Origin of the sequence: Nitrosomonas supralitoralis (assembly GCF_003011925.2) — a bacterium.
GTDB lineage: Bacteria > Pseudomonadota > Gammaproteobacteria > Burkholderiales > Nitrosomonadaceae > Nitrosomonas > Nitrosomonas supralitoralis.
Window position 1 is genome coordinate 1 of the sequence record NZ_PXXU01000021.1, and the last position, 22,958, is coordinate 22,958.

A 22,958-nucleotide genomic window follows, 5' to 3' on the forward strand; every position below is an offset into this window, starting at 1 on the left:
GTAGTTCTGTTAAATAAAAAATTTTTAAAATGTCTTTTATTAGGTATTGAAATAATAGACATGCTTAAATGGCCCGCCTATGGCGGGCTTTTTATTCGTTGAGGTTTTGCATGCTGAATCATTTTCCCAAGCCGTGTATTGATTATCCACATACAAATAGAGATTACTTTATAGCCGGCTTTACTTTCTTTTGTGTGGCTGTGAGTTTAGTAATAGACGGTAGTGCAAGTTATGAAGTTCAAAATTTACTGGGAGTTATAGCCTGGTTTTTTTTGTTTGGATTGCTAATTGGTGAGAATAGGGAAGTTCGTATGCAAGTAATGATTGCAGTAGCATTTGCTACAGCAGGCGAACATTTTGCTTCCATTTATATGGAAGGTTATACCTATCGATTTGAGAATGTTCCATTGTATATTCCGCCAGGGCATGGAATGGTGTATCTGACAGCGGTAGCGCTTTCCCGTTCAAGGTTTTTTTTGATGAATGCAAGGAAATTGGCGATTTTTGTTATTGCGACGGGTGGTGTATGGTCTCTCTGGGGCATTAGTGGGATACCTGAGCAGGGTGATCAAGTGGGTGCTTTTTTATTTTGCATTTTTGTTTTTTGCTTATTTAAAGGGCGGTCACCGATGGTTTATTTGGGAGCTTTTTTTATTTGTACATGGCTTGAAATTATAGGAACGGCAGCAGGTACATGGAAATGGGCATCTATTGAACCAGTTTTCAATTGGACTCAGGGAAACCCTCCCAGTGGTGTTGCGGCTTGGTATTGTTTGGTTGATGCGGTAGCTATAGGTTTTGCACCGAAGGTTTTAAATGGTTTGCAAAAAATGAATAACTGGTATAAAACATCACTTGATAAATAACTCTATGCTCGAATAAAATTTCACTGTACCGTTAAAAAATTTTGAAGTGTTATTTTTGTTAAACGTGAATTATTAGAAGGAATATCTGTGACCGTTGTTCGTTTGCCGGATGGATCTGAACGTATTTTCGATCATCCTGTTAGTGTAATGGATGTTGCTGCGACGATTGGACCAGGTCTTGCGCGTGCGGCAATCGCTGGAAAAATCAATGGCAAGTTAGTCGATTTAAATTGCCCTATTGATCATGATAGTGATTTGGCAATCATTACTGAAAAAGATAATGAAGGGTTAGAGATAATCAGGCATTCTTGCGCTCATTTGTTAGCACATGCTGTAAAAGAGCTATTTCCAGATGCGCAGGTGACCATTGGACCTGTAATCGATGATGGATTTTATTATGACTTTTCGTACAAGCGCTCATTTACACCTGAAGATTTAGCTGCAATTGAGAGGCGCATGATCGAAATCAGTAAACGAGATTTGAAGATAGAACGAAAAATACTGGAACGAACTAAAGCAATCGAATTTTTTAAGCAGCAAGGCGAGAAATACAAAGCTCAAATAATAGAATCGATACCTGGTGATGAGGATTTGTCACTTTATTCACAGGGCAATTTCACAGATCTTTGTCGTGGACCGCATGTTCCCGCAACTTCAAGGATAAAAGTTTTTAAGCTTATGAAAGTTGCAGGAGCTTATTGGCGTGGTGATTCAAACAATGAAATGTTACAGCGCATATACGGAACTGCTTGGACTAATAAGGATGACCAGAAAGAATATTTACATCGATTAGAGGAAGCTGAGAAAAGAGATCACCGTAAGATCGGAAAGCAGCTGAATTTGTTTCATACGCAAGATGAAGCACCAGGCATGGTATTTTGGCATCCCAAGGGATGGGCATTATGGCAGCAAATAGAACAGTATATGAGAGATATTCTGAATCAGAATGGCTATCAAGAAATACGGACGCCCCAAGTTCTGGATAAAGATTTGTGGGTGCGTTCCGGGCACTGGGAGAATTTTCGAGAGAATATGTTTACTACTCATTCAGATGAGCGCGATTTTGCCATCAAGCCAATGAACTGTCCGGGACATGTGCAAATATTTAATCAAGGCTTGCGAAGTTATCGCGAGCTACCAATTCGGTTTGCGGAATTTGGTTCGTGTCATCGTAATGAAGCATCCGGTGCGTTGCATGGAATCATGCGAGTGCGTGCTTTTACACAAGACGACGCACATATTTTTTGTACTGAAGATCAAATACAAGAAGAAGTTGTCGGATTTGTCGATTTGCTGAAGGTGGTTTATGCGGATTTTGGTTTTCAAGAGATTTTGGTCAAACTTTCAACTCGCCCCCAAAAGCGTGTCGGATCAGATGCGCAGTGGGATAAATCAGAAGCCGCACTGGAAGCAGCCCTCAATGAAGTTAAATTGGAATGGGAGCAACAACCTGGCGAAGGTGCGTTTTATGGACCCAAAATTGAATTCTCATTAAAGGATTGTATTGGACGTGTTTGGCAATGTGGTACATTGCAATTAGATTTTTCAATGCCAGATCGTTTGGGCGCAGAATATGTGGCAGAAGATAATTCACGCCAGATACCGGTTATGTTGCATAGGGCCATTCTTGGTTCTATGGAAAGATTCATCGGGATATTGATAGAAAATTATGCGGGTGCCTTACCTTTGTGGCTATCACCCGAACAAGTTGTTGTATTAAATATCTCTCGTACACAGAGTAATTATGCGCAGGAAGTGGCAGCACAGCTCAAACACAATGGAATCAGAGTTAGTTTAGACTTGAGAAATGAGAAGATAACCTATAAAATTCGTGAGCATAGCTTGCAAAAACTGCCGTATCAAATTATCGTTGGTGATGAAGAGGTGCGAGCAAATAAAATCGCTGTTCGTAATCGGTCGGGTGAGAATTTGGGGCAAATGACATTGCCAGAATTCCTTATGCGACTTAACGAAGAGCTTTCGTTAAAAGTGTAATTTCTTTTTTTAACTATTTTTGGAGAATTTGCCATAGTTCAGGATAAATCAGTGCGCATCAATGAAGAGATTGATGCGTCGGAAGTGCGTCTGATCGGCGTGAATGGGGAGCAGGTTGGCATTGTTTTACTTGCAGATGCAAATGCCTTGGCGGAGGAAGCGGGAGTTGATTTGGTTGAGATTGCGCCAACGGCACAGCCACCAGTTTGCCGATTGATGGATTATGGTAAGTTTCGTTATCAAGAAAGCAAGAAAAAGCATGATGCGAAATTAAAGCAGAAACAAGTTCAGATTAAAGAAATTAAATTCAGACCGAATACGGATGAAGGAGACTATAATATAAAGCTAAGAAACCTGATAGGCTTCTTAGATGAAGGCGATAAAGTTAAAGTGACATTGCGTTTTCGTGGACGTGAAATGGCACATCAAGAATTTGGTATGCGCTTACTTGAACGTGTGAGAGGTGATTTAGAGACTTTTGCGATAGTGGAGCAATTTCCTAAAATGGAAGGACGGCAGATGGTTATGGTGCTATCTCCTAAAAGAAAAGATGTAAAGGCCGATAAATCTAAGGCATCTATGGAAGACTCGTCGACATCAACATAAATGGTTTTCTTGAAGTTATATAAACTGCTGTAGTGTAAAAATAAGTGATTTTCAGGTCTGTAAAGTTTTCTGTCATGGAAACACCTGATTTCATATTAAATGAGGAGAATTTAATGCCTAAAATGAAAACTAAAAGTGGAGCAGCAAAGCGCTTCAAGTTTAGAGCGAGTGGAAGTATTAAGCGTTCGCAAGCTTTCAAGCGCCATATATTGACAAAAAAAACAACAAAAAATAAACGCCAATTAAGAGGTGTAACGGAAGTTCATTTTACCAATGAAGCCTCTGTTCGCTCTATGATGCCATACGCATAAAGGAATAATAATGCCTAGAGTAAAACGTGGTGTAACCGCTCATGCGCGACATAAAAAAATATTAGATTTAGCTAAAGGCTATCGAGGACGTAGAAAGAATGTATATCGAATAGCGAAGCAAGCTGTTATGAAGGCTGGTCAGTATGCATATCGTGATCGTCGCCAACGTAAAAGACAATTTAGAGCGTTATGGATTGCGCGCATTAATGCAGCTGCTCGTGAGTGTGGATTATCGTATAGTGTGTTTATGAATGGTCTTAAAAAATCTAGTATCGAAGTGGATAGAAAGGTTTTGGCTGACTTGGCTGTATTTGATAAATGTGCTTTTGAGAAAATTGTAGAACAAGCTAAAGCTGGTTTGGCGACATAATTAATAGTAATAAAACGTTGATGGGAGGTCGGGTAGAACCTGAGCCTCCCTTTTTCTTATGATAAATAAAAATAGTGTGAAAAGTAATTATTAATCCTCAACGCTGAATTGGCATGGAAAATCTGAAAGAAATTATCTCTGAAGCCGAGAGTTTGATGAGTGACATCGATGACGCTACAGAATTGGAAAACGTTAAAGCGCGCTATCTCGGTAAGAACGGTATTCTTACCGAATTACTCAAAGGATTAGGAAAGCTTCCTGTTGAAGAACGCCCTGTTATCGGTAGTCAAATCAATGAAGCAAAGATGCAATTAGAGGCGACGCTTAAAAATAGACGAAGTGCAATTCAAGCCAAAGAGCTGGAAGCAAAACTGACTGAAGAAGCGTTAGATGTTACCTTGCCAGGCAGAGGACATGGCGTCGGCGGCCTACATCCGATAACACAAGCATTGCAACGTATCGAAGCACTATTCCATTCAATTGGTTTCAATGTGGTTTCAGGACCTGAAATAGAAACTGATTTTTACAATTTTACCGCTTTGAATATTCCAGAAGATCATCCGGCTCGGGCCATGCATGATACATTTTATATTGATAATGGTAATTTGCTACGAACACACACATCACCAGTCCAAATTCGCTATATGGAGTACAACAAGCCACCAATAAAGATAATTGCGCCTGGCCGTGTATATCGATGTGATTCTGATGTGACCCATACACCAATGTTTCATCAGGTAGAAGGTTTATGGATCGATGAGAATGCCAATTTTTCTGCTTTGAAAGGCATTCTAGCCGATTTCATGGCGCAATTTTTTGAACGTAATGATTTGCCGGTGAGATTTAGGCCATCATTTTTTCCATTTACTGAACCTTCTGCTGAAATGGATATTGGTTGTGTAATGTGTAATGGAAAGGGTTGTCGAATTTGCAGTCATACTGGTTGGTTGGAAGTGCTTGGATGTGGAATGGTTCATCCCAATGTATTAAAGCACGTTGCAATTGATAGCGAGCAATATATAGGATTCGCTTTCGGTTTGGGTGTGGAACGTTTGACGATGCTCAGGTATGGAGTCAATGACTTGAGATTATTTTTTGAAAATGATTTGCGCTTTCTTAGACAGTTTAATTAAATCATAAAAATGCACTTACTTACTGTATTAGTTATAAATTCTCATGAAATTTTCTGAAATATGGCTGCGAAGCTTTGTTAATCCTGCTTGTTCTAGTGACGAGCTTGCGCATGCGTTAACGATGGCTGGCATTGAAGTTGAAAGCGTGGAACCAGTAGCTTCCGTGTTTAATAATGTTGTTGTTGCAGAAATTCTGTCAGTGGAGAAACACCCTACGGCAGATCGGCTGTCAGTTTGTAAGGTCAGGACAGGAAATTCAGATAAAGAATTATTGCAGATTGTTTGTGGTGCACCCAATGTAAGTGCTGGAATGAAGGTACCTTGCGCATTGGTCGGAGCAACCTTACCAGGTTTTGTAATAAAGAAAACGAAGCTACGAGGCTTGGATTCTGCTGGGATGTTGTGTTCAGCGAAAGAGCTAGGTATTAATGCAGTTGTTGATGGATTGTTATTACTTCCCAGTGATGCGCCAGTAGGTACGGATTTTCGTAATTATTATGGCCTTGAGGATAGCATTTTTACATTGAGTTTGACGCCTAATCGGGCTGATTGTTTGGGGGTAACAGGTGTGGCACGCGAGGTTTCGGCCATAACGAACGCTGAAATCCATCCGATAGAAATAAGAATTGTACCGAATGAAATTGATGATGCGCTTAATGTGCAAGTGATTGCTTCGGATGCTTGTCCGCTATATTGTGGACGGGTACTACGGAACATCAACCTCAGTGTGCCAACGCCATTATGGATGATCCAGAGATTGGAGCGGAGTGGTCTAAGATCCATTAATTCAATAGTCGATATTACTAATTATGTAATGCTGGAAACAGGTCAGCCTATGCATGCCTTTAATCTGGCTAAGATAGCTGGCTCTATACAGATACGATATGCATTGCCACATGAAAAAATTCAATTGCTGAACGGTAATCAAATAAACTTGACGCCGGAAATGCTTTTAATATCAGATGAGCATAAACCGCTCGCATTAGCCGGCATTATGGGTGGTTTGGAAAGTGGCGTAACGTATGGTACGACGGATATTTTTTTAGAAAGCGCATTCTTTAGCCCGGATGTAATTAGCGGTAAGACATTTCATCTGGGATTTAGCTCGGATTCGGCTTATCGTTTTGAGCGCGGAGTAGATTTCTCTGCAACTAGAAGCGCACTTGAACGCGCTTCATACCTGATTCTTACTATTTGTGGCGGTCAAACAGGTCCAGTAATTGAAATAAAACACAAATTACCTCAACGATCCCCTATCAATGTGCGAACTGAGCGAGTTAAAAGGATATTGGGTATTGACATCAATAAGGAGCAAATAGGTGATTATTTTAAGCGATTAGAATTTGAATTTTCAGAAAAGGATGATTTCTTTAATGTGGTATCGCCTGCTTATCGTTTTGATCTGGCGATAGAAGAAGATTTTATTGAGGAATTGGCACGCATCCATGGTTATGATCATATTCCGATCCACTATCCGCATGCCAATATGGCGATGTTACCGGAATCTGAATCACAATATTCCACGATGGAAATCAAGCAAAAGCTAATAGATCGTGATTATCAAGAGGTTATTAATTATGCATTTGTGGATGCTGATTGGGAAGCTGATTTTGTAGATAATCATAAGCCAGTTACGTTACTGAATCCGATTGCAAGTCAGATGAATGTCATGCGCAGTACGTTAATAGGTGGTTTAATTTCCAATTTACAGTTTAATCTAAATCGTAAGCAAACTAGAGTGCGCTTGTTTGAGATTGGCTGTTGCTTTATACGTGATCATGAGAATGATTGTAAACAGACAGAAAAAATTGCTGGACTTAGTTATGGAGATTTTTCTTCTGAGCAATGGGGAATACAAGCAAGAAACGTAGATTTTTACGATATTAAAGCAGATGTGGAAGTTTTGTGTCGAGGCAAATCCGTTTGTTTCAACAAATTCTTTCACCCGGCATTACATCCCGGAAAATCGGCAGAAATTTGTTTCGAGGACAGAATGATTGGATGGATGGGAGAATTGCATCCACGTTGGCAGAAGAAATATGGTTTGCAAAAAAGTACGATACTTTTTGAGCTTGACTTAGATATCTTGAAATTAAGATTTTTGCCGCTTGTTAAAGAAATTTCTAAATTTCCACCTGTCAGACGAGATATTGCAATTATTGTCGATAATGATATTAGTACATACTCATTAATATATTGTATGCAGGAAGTCAAATCGGCGATTATATCGGATATATCATTATTTGATATTTATCGCGGTAAGGGTATGGAAAGTAACAAAAAAAGTCTTGCATTCCGTATCTTGTTACAAGATACTGAGAAAACATTGACAGATGAACAGGCGGAATTTGCAATAACAAGTCTAATAAAAATATTGAAAAATAAGTTTGGTGCCGAATTGCGTAATTAATACTTGCTAACTTTATACTTGAATTAACTTCGCAGATTAATTGTATGTGATAGATTGTTAATCTGTTTTTTTCTAAAAGCGCTACTATTATATGCATCATGTCATATGTTGAGTTAATATTTACAAAAAATTATAACTAAAAGGAGTAAAGCATGGCGTTAACAAAAGCTGAATTAGCTGATCTATTATTTGAGAATGTCGGACTAAATAAACGCGAAGCAAAAGACATGGTTGAGTCTTTTTATGAAGAAGTGCGTACCGCTTTACAAAATGGTGAGGGTGTTAAATTGTCTGGCTTTGGTAATTTTCAGTTGCGCTCAAAACCACAACGTCCGGGCAGAAACCCAAAAACAGGTGAAGAAATTCCGATTACTGCACGTCGTGTAGTGACATTTCATGCTAGTCAGAAGTTAAAAGCCTTAGTTGAAAAAAATTATCATGGAAAACAAAAAAGCAAATAAAATAAATAATACTTTGATGCCAATTCCTGCTAAACGTTATTTTACAATTGGAGAGGTTGGTGTGCTTTGTGATGTTAAGCCGCATGTGTTACGTTATTGGGAACAGGAATTTCCACAATTAAGACCAGTCAAGCGTCGTGGAAATCGTCGCTATTACCAACAGCAAGAAGTTTTATTGGTGCGTCGTATTAGAGAGTTGCTTTACGATCAAGGCTTTACAATTAACGGCGCACGAAATCAATTGGAATGTATCAGTGCAAAATCAGATGCATGTGATGGAATCAATATTAATTTACACTCTTCAAAGGTGGATTTAGGATATATCCGGTGTGAAATCAAAAGTATTGTGTCACAGTTACTTTCATAAAGTAGTATTTCAGTGATAGCTTCAGAAGTTTGAGTGTTTTATTTGCTATAATTCAACACTCGGGGCGTAGCGCAGCCTGGTAGCGTACTTGCATGGGGTGCAAGTGGTCGGAGGTTCGAATCCTCTCGCCCCGACCATTTGAATGAGATATACCTATAAAATATGATTGACGTGGAATTTTTTGGATCGTCTGTTTTGCTATCTAGTGATAAAAAGTAACTTATAAAAATGCGCATATTGCTCAGTAACGATGATGGCTATTTTGCGCCTGGTCTTGCCTGTCTTGCTGATTTTCTCTCGAAAATGGCAGATATCATAGTAGTTGCTCCTGAAAGAGATAGAAGTGGATCCAGTAATTCATTAACATTGGATCGTCCACTCAGCTTACAAAAATCACATAATGGTTTTTATTATGTCAATGGAACACCAACTGATTGTGTTCATCTGGCAGTCACAGGTATGCTTGATGTAATGCCGGATATGATCATTTCCGGCATAAATCATGGCGCTAATATGGGAGACGATACGATTTATTCAGGCACTGTTGCTGCTGCTACGGAAGGATTTTTGTTGGGAATACCTTCATTAGCTGTTTCATTGGTTGATGCATCCAATGGAAACTACTTAACGGCCGCGCGTGTTGCAGCTGATATGGTAAAGCGGTTCAGAGAAAATGAAATTCAGAGCCCGGTTTTGTTAAATATTAATGTGCCGGATATTGAATATCAGCAACTTAAAGGATTTGAAGTTACTCGTCTGGGACGACGCCATAAGGCTGAACCTGTGATCAAATCACAAAGCCCCCGTGGTGAAGTTATGTATTGGGTAGGGGCTGCAGGTCCTGCACAGGATGCGGGTAAAGGTACAGATTTTTATGCAATCCAAAATGACCGGGTATCAGTGACTCCGCTGCAGATTGATTTAACCCGATATGATCAATTGGATCTCATAGTAAGATGGCTTGATAATTAAATGCCTGTTATGTTTAAGTGATATAAATTTTTATGGGTACTGATTGGTGAATGTGCGTCATTCTGGAATTGGCATGACTTCTCAGCGTACGCGTATGCGCATGATTGAGCGGCTGCGTGCACAAGGGATTGCTGATGAAGTGATTTTGTCGGCGATGGGTACAATTCCTCGTCATATTTTTGTTGAAGAGGCCCTTGCAAGTAGAGCATACGAAGATGTTGCTTTACCTATAAATTACGGACAAACCATATCAAGTCCATGGATTGTTGCGCGCATGAGTGAATTATTGCATGTAACTTCTAATTTAGAAAAAGTACTGGAAATTGGTACTGGGTGCGGATATCAAACTGCTGTATTGGCAAAGATTGCGCAGAAAGTCTATTCGATAGAGCGCATCGGGCCTTTATTAACACGTACCCGGGTTCGATTGCAAGAGTTGCAAATTAGGAATATTTATTTAAAACATGCAGATGGTTTGCTTGGGCTTGCAGAGGCTGGGCCATTTGATGGTATTATCATGACAGCAGTAACCACTCATGTTCCAACTACATTATTGGAGCAAATAGTTGTTGGTGGCAGAATGGTTTTTCCGAAAGGAACTCAGAAACAGAATTTGTGTGTTATTGAGCGTAATTCCCAAGGTTATACCGAAACTGTGCTGGAAGAGGTGAATTTTGTGCCTATGCTGGCAGGTGTTATAAAAAAATAGTAGTGCAGGGAACATAAAATGACAAATCTTGCAATGATTAGATTGATCAATATTGATAGCTGTAATTGTATCGTTAAGCTATTTATTTTTATTGCAAGAAAACTAAAGCCATTGACATGCAATTTTTATTTGCTGCTTGCTACCTATCTGTTTCTGTTGGGATGTAGCACAACACAGCCACCTGTGCCAGTGGTTGATCGCGCGAAAGTCGACTCTTCAGTACCAGCTAGGTCAAATGAATCCAATAATCTGGATGGTCAATATTATATCGTGCAGCAAGGCGATACCCTATATGGTATCGCACGGAAAAATAATATTGATTACAAAAAATTGGCGGAGTGGAATGAGATTACCGATTCGAACTCTATCGAACCAGGGCAGAAAATTAGTTTGTTTATGCCGATAAGAGATTCGCAGCCTACGTTGTTTGCTTTACCTCAACAACCGATAACAACAGCTATTGACCCAAGCGTTGATTCTTCAGATCTTGCAACTACCGTAGAAAGTAATAATAGCGCTAATGTCGATAAGTTAAAAACGAATCCAAAAGCTCTTAAGCTGCCTTTCTCAGAACAGAATGTGGCTAGATTACAAAATCCAACTAAGAGTAATTCACCTTCCGCAACTCGGGCTTTTTCAGCTACAACAGCAAATACTAAAATTGAAACTGCTCCTCAACCCGTGGCATTACGATCGGATAGATCTGCTAGTGATTCTGTTGCTGAGTGGATCTGGCCAACGACAGGAAAATTACTTTCATCTTTTTCCAAGAATTCTAAGGGTGTGAAGATATCAGGACAGGCAGGGCAGCCGATATTGGCATCGGCCGCAGGTGAGGTGGTTTACAGTGGGCATGGCCTTCGTGGTTATGGAAATTTGATCATTATCAAGCATAGCAACATATTTTTAAGTGCTTATGCGCATAATAGTAGACTGCTGGTTAAAGAGGGTGAATCGGTGACTAGAGGGCAGAAAATTGCAGAAATGGGTAAGACTGATACAGATACGACTCAGTTACATTTTGAGATACGTAAACATGGAAAGCCCGTAGATCCACTAAAATACTTACCTAATGAATCCTAATCGAAAGTAAGATAAATGCCATATCAGTAAATATTGAGTAGTAATCTTTTTTGCTATGCAATTAAACCCTTATTCTACAATCGGATGCCGCATATACTCCAGAGCTTGTGAGGTGTGTCTGGTAGCTGCTTCAGAATCCTCTTGTCTAGCGTGAGCAATCGCTTCTTCCAGATGTTTGATTGAATCTGTGATACGTTGGTGTGACCCAGCTAACTCATTTTCCGCAGCTTTTGCATGGATAAGACTTTGCTGTGCATATTCCAGTAAGGTTTTTACGTGTCCTGCTTTACCGTGTATTTGTGCCGTTTCAGCATGTTTTATAGCCTCTGCTGTATGGTAATTATCATTTGATGCAGTGGCAACTAGGGAGCTAAAAAAGAACGTCAGTGTACTCAAAACAGTGATAATAATTTTCGGTTGATTAATTCCCATAATGTTGCCTAAATGTCAATTGATAAAAAATATCCATTTCTGAAGGTGTATATGCCTTGTCATTTGGAGTGCTATATAGCATAACAAAAATCAGATTCTCGCTATAGCATAGCTTGATATAAGTAAGATTTATTTCTTGTATAGCATGAAAAGTCTGAGTTTTCCTATTACTATAAATAACAACTAGAAATAACAAATGCATTAACTGAATAATAATTTTCATTCATTTTTTAATTAAACTGTTGAGTGCTTCATAATCTACCCATTCTTTTGCAAATGCTGCACCTTGTATGTGAGTGAAGGGTTTGGAAGGCTCGCCCAGATCAGACAGAACTGCAACTGCGCCGTCAAAGTTTTGTAGACTTGTGTAGCCGCTCACTGTGATTAAAGTCGAGAGCAGAGCAGCTCGGGCCGACTGTAGTCCATTTTCTGAATCTTCTATTGCAATGCATTGCTGCGCGGATAAATTGAGTTGATTGAGTACCCAATGGTATATATCAGGCGCTGGTTTCTTCAAAGGAACAATGTCACCAGCGCCAATGACATCAAACCAGTCAATTGATTCTGCGCCTAATGTGGATTTAAGTAGAGATATGACATTTTCCATCGTTGTTGTGGTTGCGATTGCAAGCTTTACTTTTTCTTGCCGCAATTCTTGAATTAACCTTGCAACACCGGGGCGCAATGGGATACTGCCGGTTTCCATCTGAGATTCAAAGTATTTGGTTTTGGCTTTGTGTAAGCTGACAATCCAATCCTTTAGATCGTTTTTATTGAGCATGGTAGGAGCATAATTTTCCATGTAGAAGCGAATTCGCTCTTTCCCGCCAGTAATCTGTAGTAGCTCACCATAAAGATCAATGTCCCAATTCCAGTCGAGATTGAATTGTTTGAAAGCAGCATTGAAAGCAATGCGATGGCCATCTTGCTCGGTATCGGCAAGTGTGCCGTCAACATCAAACAGCACAGCTTGCAATTTGTTTTGTTTCTTCATTTTTCTGGTTAATTTTAGTGGTTATTAGGTAAATGATAGCTAGCGCGTTGCAGGCGATCTGCAATGGCTAACCAGCTAGGATGATCAGGAGGTGATTCTATCAGCATATAATCAAATGCTGCTTGATCAAACTGGCGTAATTTAGCATACAGTTGTTTACCATAAGCGACTGGATCTACAGGCATGGAGAATTGTTCGATCAATTGATCTGAGAGTTGTGGTTTGGCGGTATTCGACCAGGTTATGACCAGAACGCGTAAATTTTGTGCGGCGAGTGCCAGGGCATGCTGCCATATTTGTGTACCCCGATATAATCTTAGTGGTGTCGTGGGTGCATAATGTGCTGGTAATGATCCAGAGGTTCGGATTGCTTGATTGATATTGTGTGCAAGAATAACGGGCTTATTCAATGCTGTTTCAAGCTCAGATAACGTAATGCTGCCTGGCCGCAGTATTTGGATTGTATTATCGTGAAAACTGACGATGGTGCTTTCCAGGCCTACTTCACAGGCTCCGCCCTCAAGGATCATGTCGACATTTTTACCTAATTCCTGATGTACATGCGTTGCCAAGGTTGGGCTGATGCGCCCAAAGCGGTTAGCCGAGGGTGCAGCCAGTGCTTTTTCTGGCCCTAGCGCACTAAGCAAAGCCAAAGCAACTGGGTGCGCTGGAAGCCGTATCCCAACAGTATCCTGTCCGCCGGTCACACAATCAGGAATATGATAGCTGCGCGGGAGAATTAATGTTAAAGGACCGGGCCAAAAGTGATTGGCCAATGTCCAAGCAGCTTCCGGTATGTCTCGAGTCCAATAGTGCATATGGGAAATATTGCCAATATGAACGATCAGCGGATGATGAGTGGGCCGCTGTTTTATACTGTAGATCTTATCAATAGCAGTTGGATTTGTAACATCGGCACCAAGTCCGTACACCGTTTCAGTTGGAAAAGCTACTGTACCACCTGCGCTCAAAATTTGAGCAGCTGTAATAATCTGATCCAATTGAACTGATGATAAGCCTGATTGTGTTAATGCGTGCTCTGTCTGTTCCATTTGTATAATTTGAATGTTAAATTCAAATGTAATTTATTGCGATTGATAAGGAATTATGATTGGCTGTCATGCCAATCATAACCTAGCACACCTTGCAACAAACGTACGATATAAAAACATAACCAATTCATTGCGCAGCTACGCCAGGAAGAAAAGCCTTTATCTGTTGATGTGACTGGGGTGGATTCCTGTGAAATCGCTTTTTTTAAACTCACCCTCAGTTCGCTCGCGAACTGAGGGTCTGCAATGAATACATTGGCCTCACGTGCCAGAAGCAAACTGAAAGGATCAATATTAGATGAACCTACGGTTGCCCAGTATTGATCAATAACTGCTACTTTGGCATGAAGATAGCTGCGATTATATTCATAAATTTTTATGCCGGCTTGTAATAGATTTTCGTATAGCGCCTGAGTCGCATGGTGCTGCAGAAGGTACTCAATTTTACCTTGCAATAAGAGTTCTACGCTGACACCTCGTTGAGCAGCATTTTTCAATGCACTACTGAATTTTCTTCCTGGCAGGAAATAGGCATTGGCAATAATAATTTCGGTTTGTGCTTGTTTGATAGCTTCCAGGTAGGCGTGCTCAATGTCATGACGATGACGCCAATTATCGCGAATAACAAATGCAGCCTTCTGATTTCCGTAAGGATTATTTGTCGGTTTTATAGTGTCGGGAGCAATCCAGCGTTTTTTAAAATGCACCCACGCAACTAACATCCATAAATGTTTGACAGCCTTATGTATCTGAATCAATAGTGGGCCTTTAATAACAACAGCATAGTCGAAGCGCGGTGTTAATTTTTCGGGGTTATCCTGATCGTCAATGATATTAATTCCACCAATGTAAGCGATGTGAGCATCGATAAGGACCAATTTGCGGTGCATTCGACGTAAACGGTAGCGACGCGGCATAGAAAATATAAATTCTGGGCGAAATATGAGTACCTTTATATTTGTTTGCAGCATAGAGTTTATTATTGCCGTGGGGAAATTTTGTGAACCAAATCCGTCAAGTAACAGGTGTACAAAAACGCCGCGTTGTGCTGCACGTTGTAGAGCCGCAATGATTTTTCTGCCAATGGCATCGTATTCAAAAATATACGTTTCGATGTGTATTTCAAATTGTGCCCTTTCTATTGCTGCCTCTAGTTCCGGGAAATATTCTTCACCATTGTGCAAGAGCGAGATAAGGTTGCCTTCAACAAAATGAAAATTCTTCATTAATGGATAAATTTCGCTGTAAATGCTGTAATCAGGTCTGCCGATTTAAATTCTGTTATTGGCAAGCGTGATTATGAAATCTTCAACATTCTGTCCAATGCTAATCTTGCTAGCTTTGCTTCTTCAATAGGTACTTTGATTTGATTCACAATATTGCCATTGACTAAATTTTCCAATGCCCAAGCCAAATGCTGTGGGTCAATTCGTGCCATAGTCGAACACATGCATACCATGGGCGACATAAATTGAACAATCTTGCCTTGAGACTTAAATTCTTCCGTAATCCGGCTGACCAAATTCAATTCGGTGCCGACCAGCCAGCGCGTTCCGCTTTCTGCTGCAGCAATGGTATTAATAATATATTCAGTTGATCCGACATAATCCGATGCTTTGCAAACTTCATAATTGCATTCGGGATGTGAAATGACAAAACCGTCTGGGTATTGATTGCGAAAACGGATAATATGTTGTGGCTGAAACATTTGGTGGACGGAACAATGTCCTTTCCATAGAAGAATCTTTGCTTTGTTGATTTGCTCCGGTGTTAATCCTCCCATGGGTTCATCAAAATTCCACACGGGCATTTCTTCTAACGGAATATCCAGTTGATGCCCACTCCAGCGACCAAGATGCTGATCAGGAAAAAACAACACCTTCTCCCTCTGTTTGAAAGACCATTGCAGTACTTTACCAGCGTTGCTGGATGTGCACACAATGCCATTGTGTTCACCACAGAAAGCTTTAAGATCAGCGGCGGAATTGATATAAGTGACGGGGGTGATGGTTTCATCGGGATTCAGAATTTCAGAGATTTCACGCCATGCTCGTTCGACATTGGAGAGACTGGCCATGTCAGCCATAGAGCAGCCGGCTGCCATGTCGGGTAAAATTGCAATTTGATCAGGACTTGAGAGTATATCTGCAACTTCAGCCATAAAATGAACCCCGCAAAATACCAGATAATCAGCATCGGTCTGAGCGGCCAGGAAGGACAGTTTTAAGGAGTCTCCAGTCAGATCCGCATGTCGGTATACATCCGCACGTTGGTAATGATGAGCCAAGATAGCGACACGTTTTCCTAGAATTTGCTTAGCAGCGATAATGCGCTGTGCACAGGCATCATCCTGTAATTGGTCGTATTGCTCAAATTCAAAAGCTTTTTTGGGCATTGTCATTGTATTCTTCCTAAAGGTTTATTAAGTAATGTACAGTATTCTAATTTAATAAATGGAATCATCTATCAAATTAGAGGGTCTTCTCCGAGAAAGTTGCTAAAGTCGATACATTAAATGAAAACTAGTGTTCTGATATACTTTGCAAAAGTACATTATTAAGATTAATGATAGAGACAACTCAAGTCCAAAATCATGGAACAGAAAACGAGTAATTTTGAATGAGCGGGCGTGCATATTTTAGTTCACCACTAATTTTCCTCATTATTTTGGTTTTGTTGACTTTTTGGTTGGATCTATTAACCCGGCCGTCTGAACAAAATAAAAATGATAATGTGTATCCTAATCCAGACTACATTGTAGAAGATTTATCCGGTATTCGTGTGGATCATGAGCAAGACATTCAACGTAAATTTTCAGCACAAAAACTCGTTCATTATCTGGGTGACAAGGTAACTCACTTAGCACAGGCAAGTTTTACAAATATTGATCCGGAAAATCCTCTCCTACGTTTGCAAGCTGATCAAGCTGAAATAAAAAATAAAGGGGAAGATATATACTTGACTGGAAATGTGTTTGCAGTCAGAGGCACTGATGATGAGAAAAATAAATTAACTTTGAAGACTGATTATTTACACCTTATTCCGGATGAAAATTTAGTAAAGACAGATCAAGCTGTGATCATTACAAGATTAAATACAACAATTCATGCGACTGGTTTAGAGTTCAACAATCGCGTTGGAATGATCCAACTTATGTCGAAAGTGAGTGCCATTAATAACTAATTGATGAAGATATGAAGCTGCTGATAATTATAAGTTTTGTGGGTTTATTCTTTATTTCAAATGCCGAGGCTGAGCGAGCTGATCGTGAAAAGCCCATCCATTTGGAGGCGGACCGTGCGACTGTAGAAGATGTGAATCGCAAAGAGGGTAGTCGGATCAGTATTTTTACCGGAAATGTCATTTTCACACAAGGAACCTTGCGCATTAAGGCCGATAAAGTAATTATGAAAGAAGATTCGTTGGGATTCAGGCATGCAACCGCGACTGGGAATCTTGTCAGTTTTCGTCAGAAACGGGATCGAATGGATGAATATGTGGAAGGTTGGAGCCAGCGGGCTGAATACGATAGTAAAACAGAAAAAATCGAATTATTCCGTCAGGCTCGGCTAATTCGAGGTGAGGATGAGGTGCTTGGTGATTATATTTCCTATGATATGAACAGCGAGTTTTTCGAGGTAATTAGCAGTAAAGAACGTGGCGTCGAAACAGGCCCGGACAAGCGAGTACGGATAACAATTCAACCTAAAAACAAATCAGAATAAATTTAAACTACCCTGTTAGAAACGGATGTAATTGCATAGCATGAGTGAGTTAAAGGCTAATAATTTAAAAAAGCGGTATAAGTCGCGGACGGTAGTGGAGGATGTTTCTATTTCGCTCAGTAGCGGTGAGGTGATTGGTTTGCTTGGGCCCAATGGTGCTGGAAAGACGACTTGTTTTTACATGATTGTTGGCCTGTTGCCACTGGATGGCGGTGGAATTTATTTGGATGATCAAGATCTAGGCCTGCTGCAAATTCACCAACGGGCAAAGCTTGGATTAAGTTATCTACCACAGGAAGCATCCATTTTTCGACGTTTGACAGTTGAAGAAAATATTCTTGCAGTATTAGAGTTGCAGAATCTAGATGAAGACACAAAACAGCGGTATTTAGACGACTTATTACACGATTTGCATATCAGTCATTTACGTGATAATCCTGCTATTAGTTTATCGGGAGGCGAGCGTCGCCGAGTCGAAATAGCTCGTGCATTGGCATCGCAACCCCGTTTTATTTTATTGGATGAGCCTTTTGCAGGAGTTGATCCAATTGCGGTCCTTGATATACAGAAAGTGATTGCTTTTCTTAAGGAACGAGAAATCGGCGTTCTGATAACCGATCATAATGTCCGGGAAACATTAGGGATTTGCGATCGAGCTTATATCATTAGTGAAGGCCATGTGCTTGCAAAAGGTCGATCGGAAGAAATTATAGATAATGAAAAAGTCAGAGAAGTTTATTTGGGAGAGCATTTTCGATTGTAAGAAAAAGAATGAATTCAAGCTGAATCGTTTAGTAATTGTTGTTATTTCAGGATCATGAAGCCAACACTCCAGCTCAAGTTAACTCAGCAACTGAAACTTACACCTCAACTGCAGCAATCTATCCGACTGTTGCAATTGTCGACGCTTGAACTTAATCAGGAAATCGAGAGGATTGTGCAGGAGAATCCATTGTTGGAATTGCGTGATGATTGGAATTTGTCTGAGATGGATAGTACACCTGAGGTTATTGAATCTTCCAGTTCTGCGGATTCTGATAGTGACTCAGTCGAAGTATCAGAATCTGAAGCCGTAATTACATCGGAAGAAAATTTTGAACATGATGCTGAATGGTTGAAAGAAAACATATCTTCTTATAACACTTTTGAAGATGATGATCGTGAATCGCCGCAAATTCCTGATAAACCATTAAGTTTGCGTGAACATTTGAATTTTCAAACATCCCTAAGTCAAATTTCTGAGCGCGAGCGTAAAATCATTGGCCTGTTGATTGATAGCTTGGATGATGATGGTTATCTATTGCAAGATTTGGGTGAGTTGGTGGAGTTGCTGCCTGTAGAATTAGGGATTGAGTTGCAGGATTTGGAAGGTGCACTCATGTATCTGCAGCAATATGATCCGCCCGGTGTGGGGGCGCGCAATCTAAAGGAGTGTTTAGTGTTGCAGTTGCAAGCATTATCGGGCGAAGTAACCTATCGCGCACAAGCTTTAAAAATTGTTCAAGAATACTTGGAGATTTTTGCAGCACATGATTTTGGGCAAGTCAAAAAGCTATTGGGGTGTGATGATCAAGCTTTAAGAGCTATCCGGAAACTAATTATCCATCTGAATCCTAAGCCTGGTATTCAGTTTAATTCTCAGAGTGAACGCTATATTGTTCCTGATATTACAGTTGTAAAAAAAAATGGAGTTTGGATAGCAAATCTTAATATGAGTGCAATTCCACGGCTCAATATTAATCATCTATATGCTAACATATTGAAACAGGAACATCATTCTGCGCGCGGTTTAATAAGTCAGTTAACTGAGGCAAAATGGCTGATTAAAAATATTCAGCAACGCTCAAGTACTATCCTTAGAGTGGCTGGCGTGATTGTTGAACGTCAGCAGCAATTTTTTGAACATGGAGAAGTTGCGATGCGTCCGCTAGTGCTTCGAGAAATTGCAGAAACTTTAAATCTGCATGAATCGACAGTATCCCGGGTGACAACACAAAAATTTATGTATACTCCGCGGGGTATTTTTGAGCTTAAATTTTTTTTCGGTAGCCATGTATCTACAGATTCGGGCGGAGCATGTTCAGCCACAGCTATTCGTGCACTAATCAAGCAATTGATACAGGAAGAGAATTCAAAGAAACCACTCAGCGATAATAAAATTTCAAATATTCTTGAACAGCAGGGTATCGTTGTTGCGCGTCGCACCATTGCGAAGTACCGAGAATCGCTACAGATTCCTGCAGCTAATCATCGCAAATCAATTTAATTAGAACAAAGGAAGAATATGAATCTTAAACTTACTGGTAACCATGTAGAAATTACTGATGCAATGCGAGATTATGTGACCTCAAAAATCAGCAAAGTTACACGTCATTTTGATCATGTGATTGATGTCAGCGTAATTTTATCGGTAGAAAAGCTTAAACAAAAAGCTGAAGCAAATGTACATGTGCGCGGTAAAGATATTTTCGTCGAAACCGACAGTGAGGATATGTATGCATCTATAGATAGCTTGGTGGATAAATTGGACCGACAGATACTCAAGCACAAGGAAAAAAATCTTGAGCGCCGGAATCATGGTTCATTGAAAGATCAAAACTTCGAATAATTCTAGTTTATAAGCCATCCAGTTTCCGACAACAAAATGTATTCCCATGAACGCTGTTTAATGGCGCTCAAAATATTGCATTCTGTACTATCGTTTGAATGAAATAATCCAATTCTCATGAATCAAATTTCACAACTGTTACCCGTTTCGAATGTTATTGTAGACCTAGATGTTACTAGCAAGAAACGTGTTTTTGAACAAGCTGGATTATTGTTTGAAAATACGAATCAGATTGCTCGCAGCCAGGTATTTGATAGTCTGTTTGCGCGTGAAAAACTTGGCTCAACAGGCTTGGGGCAAGGTGTAGCTATTCCTCATGGACGTATAAAGGGATTGCGTGAAGCAGTGGCTGCATTGGTGACAATGAAAGAAGGAATACCCTTTGATGCACCTGATGGTCAGCCGGTCAATATTGCGTGTATTTTATTGGTTCCGGAAAGAGCAACTGACAAGCACTTGCAAATTTTAAGTGAACTTGCGCAAATGTTTAGTAATAAATCATTTCGTGACAGTATCTTGCATTGCAAAGACGCGGCTGCGATTCATAAGCTCATTACTGACTGGAAACCAGATGTCGCGAATTAGTATTACTCAACTCTTTGAAGATAAGAAGGAGAAACTAAAGCTTACCTGGATTGCGGGACAAAGTGGAGGGGCTATTGAATTAAGTGATGACAAGATTGCGCAATCGGGTGAGGGTATAATTGGCCATTTGAATTTTATTCATCCGGATTGGATTCAGGTAATTAGCATCGACGAGATTCATTATCTAAAAAAACTGGAAGCTGCTGCACTGGAGAAAAAGATCAATCAGCTTACTCAGCAAAGTAACTTGGCTTGTATTATTGTCGCGGATAATGCTGAAGTGCCAGCACCTATTTTCAACATGGCCAGCACATTCAATATTCCTCTGCTTCATTCTCCTTATCCCGGTCTGGAAGTGATATGGTTAATACGCACTTATTTGAGTAGCGTATTAGCACCTTCTTGTAGTTTGCATGGTGTGCTATTGGATGTATTGGGAGTGGGAGTGCTGATAACGGGTGAAAGCGGTGTCGGTAAAAGCGAGTTGGCTCTGGAATTGATTAGCCGGGGACATGGTCTGGTAGCAGATGATGTCGTCGAATTACGACGCATTGCCCCAGAAACACTAGAAGGCCTTTGTCCTCCAATGTTGAGAGATTATTTGGAAGTGCGTGGCCTAGGTATGCTGAATATTCGTACAATTTTTGGCGAAACTGCAGTTCGTCGCCGCAAAAATATGAAACTGATTGTGCACTTGCAAAATAGCGGAGGAGCTGGTGCTGGTTTATTGGAGCGATTGCCAATTAGTGACCTTACTGAAAGTATTATGAGCGTCGATATTCGTAAAGTGATTATTCCTGTCGCTGCTGGCCGTAATTTGGCTGTTCTGGTAGAGGCGGCGGTGAGAAATTATGTCTTGCAGTTGCGTGGTATAGATGGTACGAAAGAATTTATCGAGCGCCATGAACGTGAAATGAATCATCAAGTAGTGGATAAGGATGCATTAGGCTAGGATAGTTATTTCTTTGATTTGTTGTAATTGATCTTGAGTGCAATTTCTTAAATTAAGGTAATTTCGATGGAAAATCCTCGTACGATTACTTTGGCATTGACCGGTGCATCTGGAATGCCTTATGGTATTCGGCTGCTCGAGATGTTGTTGCAAAATGGTAAACAAGTTTATCTGCTGTATTCAAAAGTGGCGCAGATTGTGGCGCAGCAGGAAATGAGCTTTACGCTGCCGGGTAGTGCCAAAGAAGCGGAAGCTTTCTTTTGCAGACAATTCCATACTCAAGAGGGGCAGTTGCGTGTTTTTGGGCGTGAAGAATGGTTTGCGCCGGTTGCATCGGGATCAAATCCGGCTGATGCAATGGTGGTCTGCCCATGCACCATGGGAACCTTGGCAGCAATAGCTGCAGGCACGAGTCAAAGCTTGATTGAACGCGCAGCCGATGTTACGTTAAAGGAGAACCGGCAGCTCATTATCGTCCCCAGGGAAATGCCGTTTTCAGTCATTCATCTAGAAAATATGCTCAAATTGGCGCGTAGCGGCGCAGTAATTCTTCCGGCCAATCCAGGTTTTTATCATCACCCGCAAACGATACAGGATATGGTGGATTTTGTTGTTGCGCGAATTCTCGACCACCTGGGGGTCAAACATACCCTTATTACTCGCTGGGGAGTTGAAAATTAAAATTTTAACAACTTTATGCATGTATCTGTTTGTGTTTTTGAAAAGCTGCAGCTAATTATTGTTAATAACTCTTAGTTTGAAAGATGCCTGCTTCTGTAATGACATGATGCATGGCAATATCATGCGGTTGAGGATAAACATTTTTTAATCGTTGTATTTCAAAAGCCACGCCAAGGCTGAGAGGTTGCCGCTGGTAACTGGCCAGCGTGCGATCAAAATAACCGCTTCCATAACCTAACCGATAACCCTGATGATCAAATCCCACCATTGGAATAATCACTGCATCAAGCCTGACAATTCTGGTACCTACAGGGATCGGGATACCGTAAGCAGCATTTCTCATCGCTGTGCCCGGTAACCATTCGCGGAAGCATAATGGTGTATCCTTATCAATAATCTCCGGTAGTGCAAGCGTGGCACCGTGTTGGATAAGATGTTGAGCTATGGGTCGTGGATCATATTCTCCACGAATTGGACAATATATCCCAATAATCATTTTCTGCGGTTTAAGCAATTCTTGTCTTAGAAAACCTGAAATCGCTTGACTCCATTCCCAATGTGTTTTCTCTGGAATGTTTTCGCGAGCCGAGATCAATTGTTTGCGCTGACTTTTTTTCCATTCAGATAAATTGTTCATGACCACCCA

26 protein-coding genes and 1 tRNA gene are annotated in these 22,958 nt (G+C 40.5%); 21 read left to right on the forward strand and 6 right to left on the reverse strand.

Features of this window, described 5'->3' with window-relative positions:
- Positions 1-110: 110 nt before the first annotated feature.
- The 13 genes from C7H79_RS08210 to C7H79_RS08270 all read left to right on the forward strand — a co-directional run bounded on the left by C7H79_RS08210 (position 111) and on the right by C7H79_RS08270 (position 11,283).
- Positions 111-866, forward strand: a complete 756-nt coding sequence (locus tag C7H79_RS08210; RefSeq protein ID WP_106706804.1) for a hypothetical protein — start codon at positions 111-113, stop codon at positions 864-866.
- An 87-nt stretch (positions 867-953) separates the two neighbouring features.
- A complete protein-coding gene (gene thrS, locus C7H79_RS08215) occupies positions 954-2,861 on the forward strand; it encodes a threonine--tRNA ligase (RefSeq protein ID WP_106706805.1) in 1,908 nt (635 codons plus the stop codon).
- A 51-nt stretch (positions 2,862-2,912) separates the two neighbouring features.
- On the forward strand, positions 2,913-3,467 hold the full coding sequence (gene infC / locus C7H79_RS08220; RefSeq protein ID WP_197714611.1) for a translation initiation factor IF-3: 555 nt from the start codon (positions 2,913-2,915) through the stop codon (positions 3,465-3,467).
- A 113-nt stretch (positions 3,468-3,580) separates the two neighbouring features.
- Positions 3,581-3,778, forward strand: coding sequence for a 50S ribosomal protein L35 (gene rpmI, locus C7H79_RS08225; RefSeq protein WP_106706807.1), 198 nt, complete (start codon positions 3,581-3,583; stop codon positions 3,776-3,778).
- 10 nt (positions 3,779-3,788) lie between these two features.
- Positions 3,789-4,148: a 50S ribosomal protein L20 gene (gene rplT / locus C7H79_RS08230; RefSeq protein ID WP_106706808.1), complete on the forward strand. Its 360-nt coding sequence runs from the start codon at positions 3,789-3,791 to the stop codon at positions 4,146-4,148.
- Between the two features lie 113 nt (positions 4,149-4,261).
- Positions 4,262-5,281 carry a phenylalanine--tRNA ligase subunit alpha gene (gene pheS / locus C7H79_RS08235; protein ID WP_106706809.1) on the forward strand — a complete coding sequence of 340 codons (1,020 nt, stop codon included), beginning with the start codon at positions 4,262-4,264 and terminating at the stop codon, positions 5,279-5,281.
- A 43-nt stretch (positions 5,282-5,324) separates the two neighbouring features.
- Positions 5,325-7,691: a phenylalanine--tRNA ligase subunit beta gene (pheT, locus tag C7H79_RS08240; RefSeq protein ID WP_106706810.1), complete on the forward strand. Its 2,367-nt coding sequence runs from the start codon at positions 5,325-5,327 to the stop codon at positions 7,689-7,691.
- 152 nt (positions 7,692-7,843) lie between these two features.
- Entirely contained in the window at positions 7,844-8,152 is a 309-nt protein-coding gene (locus C7H79_RS08245; RefSeq protein WP_106706811.1) for an integration host factor subunit alpha, read from the forward strand.
- Entirely contained in the window at positions 8,130-8,519 is a 390-nt protein-coding gene (locus tag C7H79_RS08250; protein WP_106706812.1) for a MerR family transcriptional regulator, read from the forward strand. The genes C7H79_RS08245 and C7H79_RS08250 overlap by 23 nt, the downstream gene beginning before the upstream one ends.
- Before the next feature lie 60 nt (positions 8,520-8,579).
- A tRNA-Pro gene (locus tag C7H79_RS08255) sits at positions 8,580-8,656 on the forward strand.
- Positions 8,657-8,747: 91 nt separating this feature from the next.
- Complete coding sequence (gene surE, locus C7H79_RS08260; protein ID WP_106706813.1) at positions 8,748-9,491, forward strand: 5'/3'-nucleotidase SurE; 744 nt, start codon at positions 8,748-8,750, stop codon at positions 9,489-9,491.
- Positions 9,492-9,537: 46 nt separating this feature from the next.
- Positions 9,538-10,200 (forward strand): protein-L-isoaspartate(D-aspartate) O-methyltransferase, encoded by a 663-nt coding sequence (locus C7H79_RS08265; protein WP_106706853.1) that lies wholly within the window; start codon positions 9,538-9,540, stop codon positions 10,198-10,200.
- 18 nt (positions 10,201-10,218) lie between these two features.
- On the forward strand, positions 10,219-11,283 hold the full coding sequence (locus C7H79_RS08270) for a peptidoglycan DD-metalloendopeptidase family protein (RefSeq protein WP_106706814.1): 1,065 nt from the start codon (positions 10,219-10,221) through the stop codon (positions 11,281-11,283).
- 69 nt (positions 11,284-11,352) lie between these two features.
- Here C7H79_RS08270 and smbP read toward each other — a convergent pair whose 3' ends face one another.
- The 5 genes from smbP to nadA all read right to left on the reverse strand — a co-directional run bounded on the left by smbP (position 11,353) and on the right by nadA (position 16,162).
- Positions 11,353-11,715: a small metal-binding protein SmbP gene (gene smbP / locus C7H79_RS08275; protein WP_106706815.1), complete on the reverse strand. Its 363-nt coding sequence runs from the start codon at positions 11,713-11,715 to the stop codon at positions 11,353-11,355.
- A gap of 223 nt (positions 11,716-11,938) precedes the next feature.
- Entirely contained in the window at positions 11,939-12,709 is a 771-nt protein-coding gene (locus C7H79_RS08285) for an HAD family hydrolase (RefSeq protein ID WP_106706817.1), read from the reverse strand.
- Between the two features lie 14 nt (positions 12,710-12,723).
- Positions 12,724-13,761: an L-threonylcarbamoyladenylate synthase gene (locus C7H79_RS08290; protein WP_106706818.1), complete on the reverse strand. Its 1,038-nt coding sequence runs from the start codon at positions 13,759-13,761 to the stop codon at positions 12,724-12,726.
- A gap of 53 nt (positions 13,762-13,814) precedes the next feature.
- Positions 13,815-14,987 carry a cardiolipin synthase ClsB gene (gene clsB, locus C7H79_RS08295; protein WP_106706819.1) on the reverse strand — a complete coding sequence of 391 codons (1,173 nt, stop codon included), beginning with the start codon at positions 14,985-14,987 and terminating at the stop codon, positions 13,815-13,817.
- Positions 14,988-15,058: 71 nt separating this feature from the next.
- Positions 15,059-16,162, reverse strand: a complete 1,104-nt coding sequence (gene nadA / locus C7H79_RS08300; protein ID WP_374058003.1) for a quinolinate synthase NadA — start codon at positions 16,160-16,162, stop codon at positions 15,059-15,061.
- A gap of 218 nt (positions 16,163-16,380) precedes the next feature.
- Here nadA and lptC point away from each other — a divergent pair, with 218 nt between their 5' ends.
- The 8 genes from lptC (at position 16,381) to C7H79_RS08340 (ending at position 22,312) form a co-directional block, all read left to right on the forward strand.
- Positions 16,381-16,944, forward strand: coding sequence for an LPS export ABC transporter periplasmic protein LptC (gene lptC, locus C7H79_RS08305; RefSeq protein WP_106706820.1), 564 nt, complete (start codon positions 16,381-16,383; stop codon positions 16,942-16,944).
- Between the two features lie 11 nt (positions 16,945-16,955).
- Complete coding sequence (gene lptA / locus C7H79_RS08310) at positions 16,956-17,486, forward strand: lipopolysaccharide transport periplasmic protein LptA (RefSeq protein ID WP_106706821.1); 531 nt, start codon at positions 16,956-16,958, stop codon at positions 17,484-17,486.
- A 40-nt stretch (positions 17,487-17,526) separates the two neighbouring features.
- Positions 17,527-18,249, forward strand: coding sequence for an LPS export ABC transporter ATP-binding protein (lptB, locus tag C7H79_RS08315; RefSeq protein ID WP_106706822.1), 723 nt, complete (start codon positions 17,527-17,529; stop codon positions 18,247-18,249).
- A 54-nt stretch (positions 18,250-18,303) separates the two neighbouring features.
- Positions 18,304-19,752, forward strand: a complete 1,449-nt coding sequence (locus C7H79_RS08320) for an RNA polymerase factor sigma-54 (RefSeq protein ID WP_106706823.1) — start codon at positions 18,304-18,306, stop codon at positions 19,750-19,752.
- Between the two features lie 18 nt (positions 19,753-19,770).
- A complete protein-coding gene (hpf, locus tag C7H79_RS08325) occupies positions 19,771-20,094 on the forward strand; it encodes a ribosome hibernation-promoting factor, HPF/YfiA family (RefSeq protein WP_106706824.1) in 324 nt (107 codons plus the stop codon).
- A gap of 117 nt (positions 20,095-20,211) precedes the next feature.
- A complete protein-coding gene (locus C7H79_RS08330) occupies positions 20,212-20,679 on the forward strand; it encodes a PTS sugar transporter subunit IIA (RefSeq protein ID WP_106706825.1) in 468 nt (155 codons plus the stop codon).
- A complete protein-coding gene (hprK, locus tag C7H79_RS08335) occupies positions 20,666-21,631 on the forward strand; it encodes an HPr(Ser) kinase/phosphatase (protein ID WP_106706826.1) in 966 nt (321 codons plus the stop codon). The genes C7H79_RS08330 and hprK overlap by 14 nt, the downstream gene beginning before the upstream one ends.
- A 66-nt stretch (positions 21,632-21,697) precedes the next feature.
- Positions 21,698-22,312 carry a flavin prenyltransferase UbiX gene (locus C7H79_RS08340; RefSeq protein WP_106706827.1) on the forward strand — a complete coding sequence of 205 codons (615 nt, stop codon included), beginning with the start codon at positions 21,698-21,700 and terminating at the stop codon, positions 22,310-22,312.
- Between the two features lie 61 nt (positions 22,313-22,373).
- On the opposite strand, the gene C7H79_RS08345 is transcribed toward C7H79_RS08340, so the two are convergent.
- Positions 22,374-22,949, reverse strand: a complete 576-nt coding sequence (locus C7H79_RS08345) for a 5-formyltetrahydrofolate cyclo-ligase (RefSeq protein WP_106706828.1) — start codon at positions 22,947-22,949, stop codon at positions 22,374-22,376.
- Between the last annotated feature and the right edge of the window lie 9 nt (positions 22,950-22,958).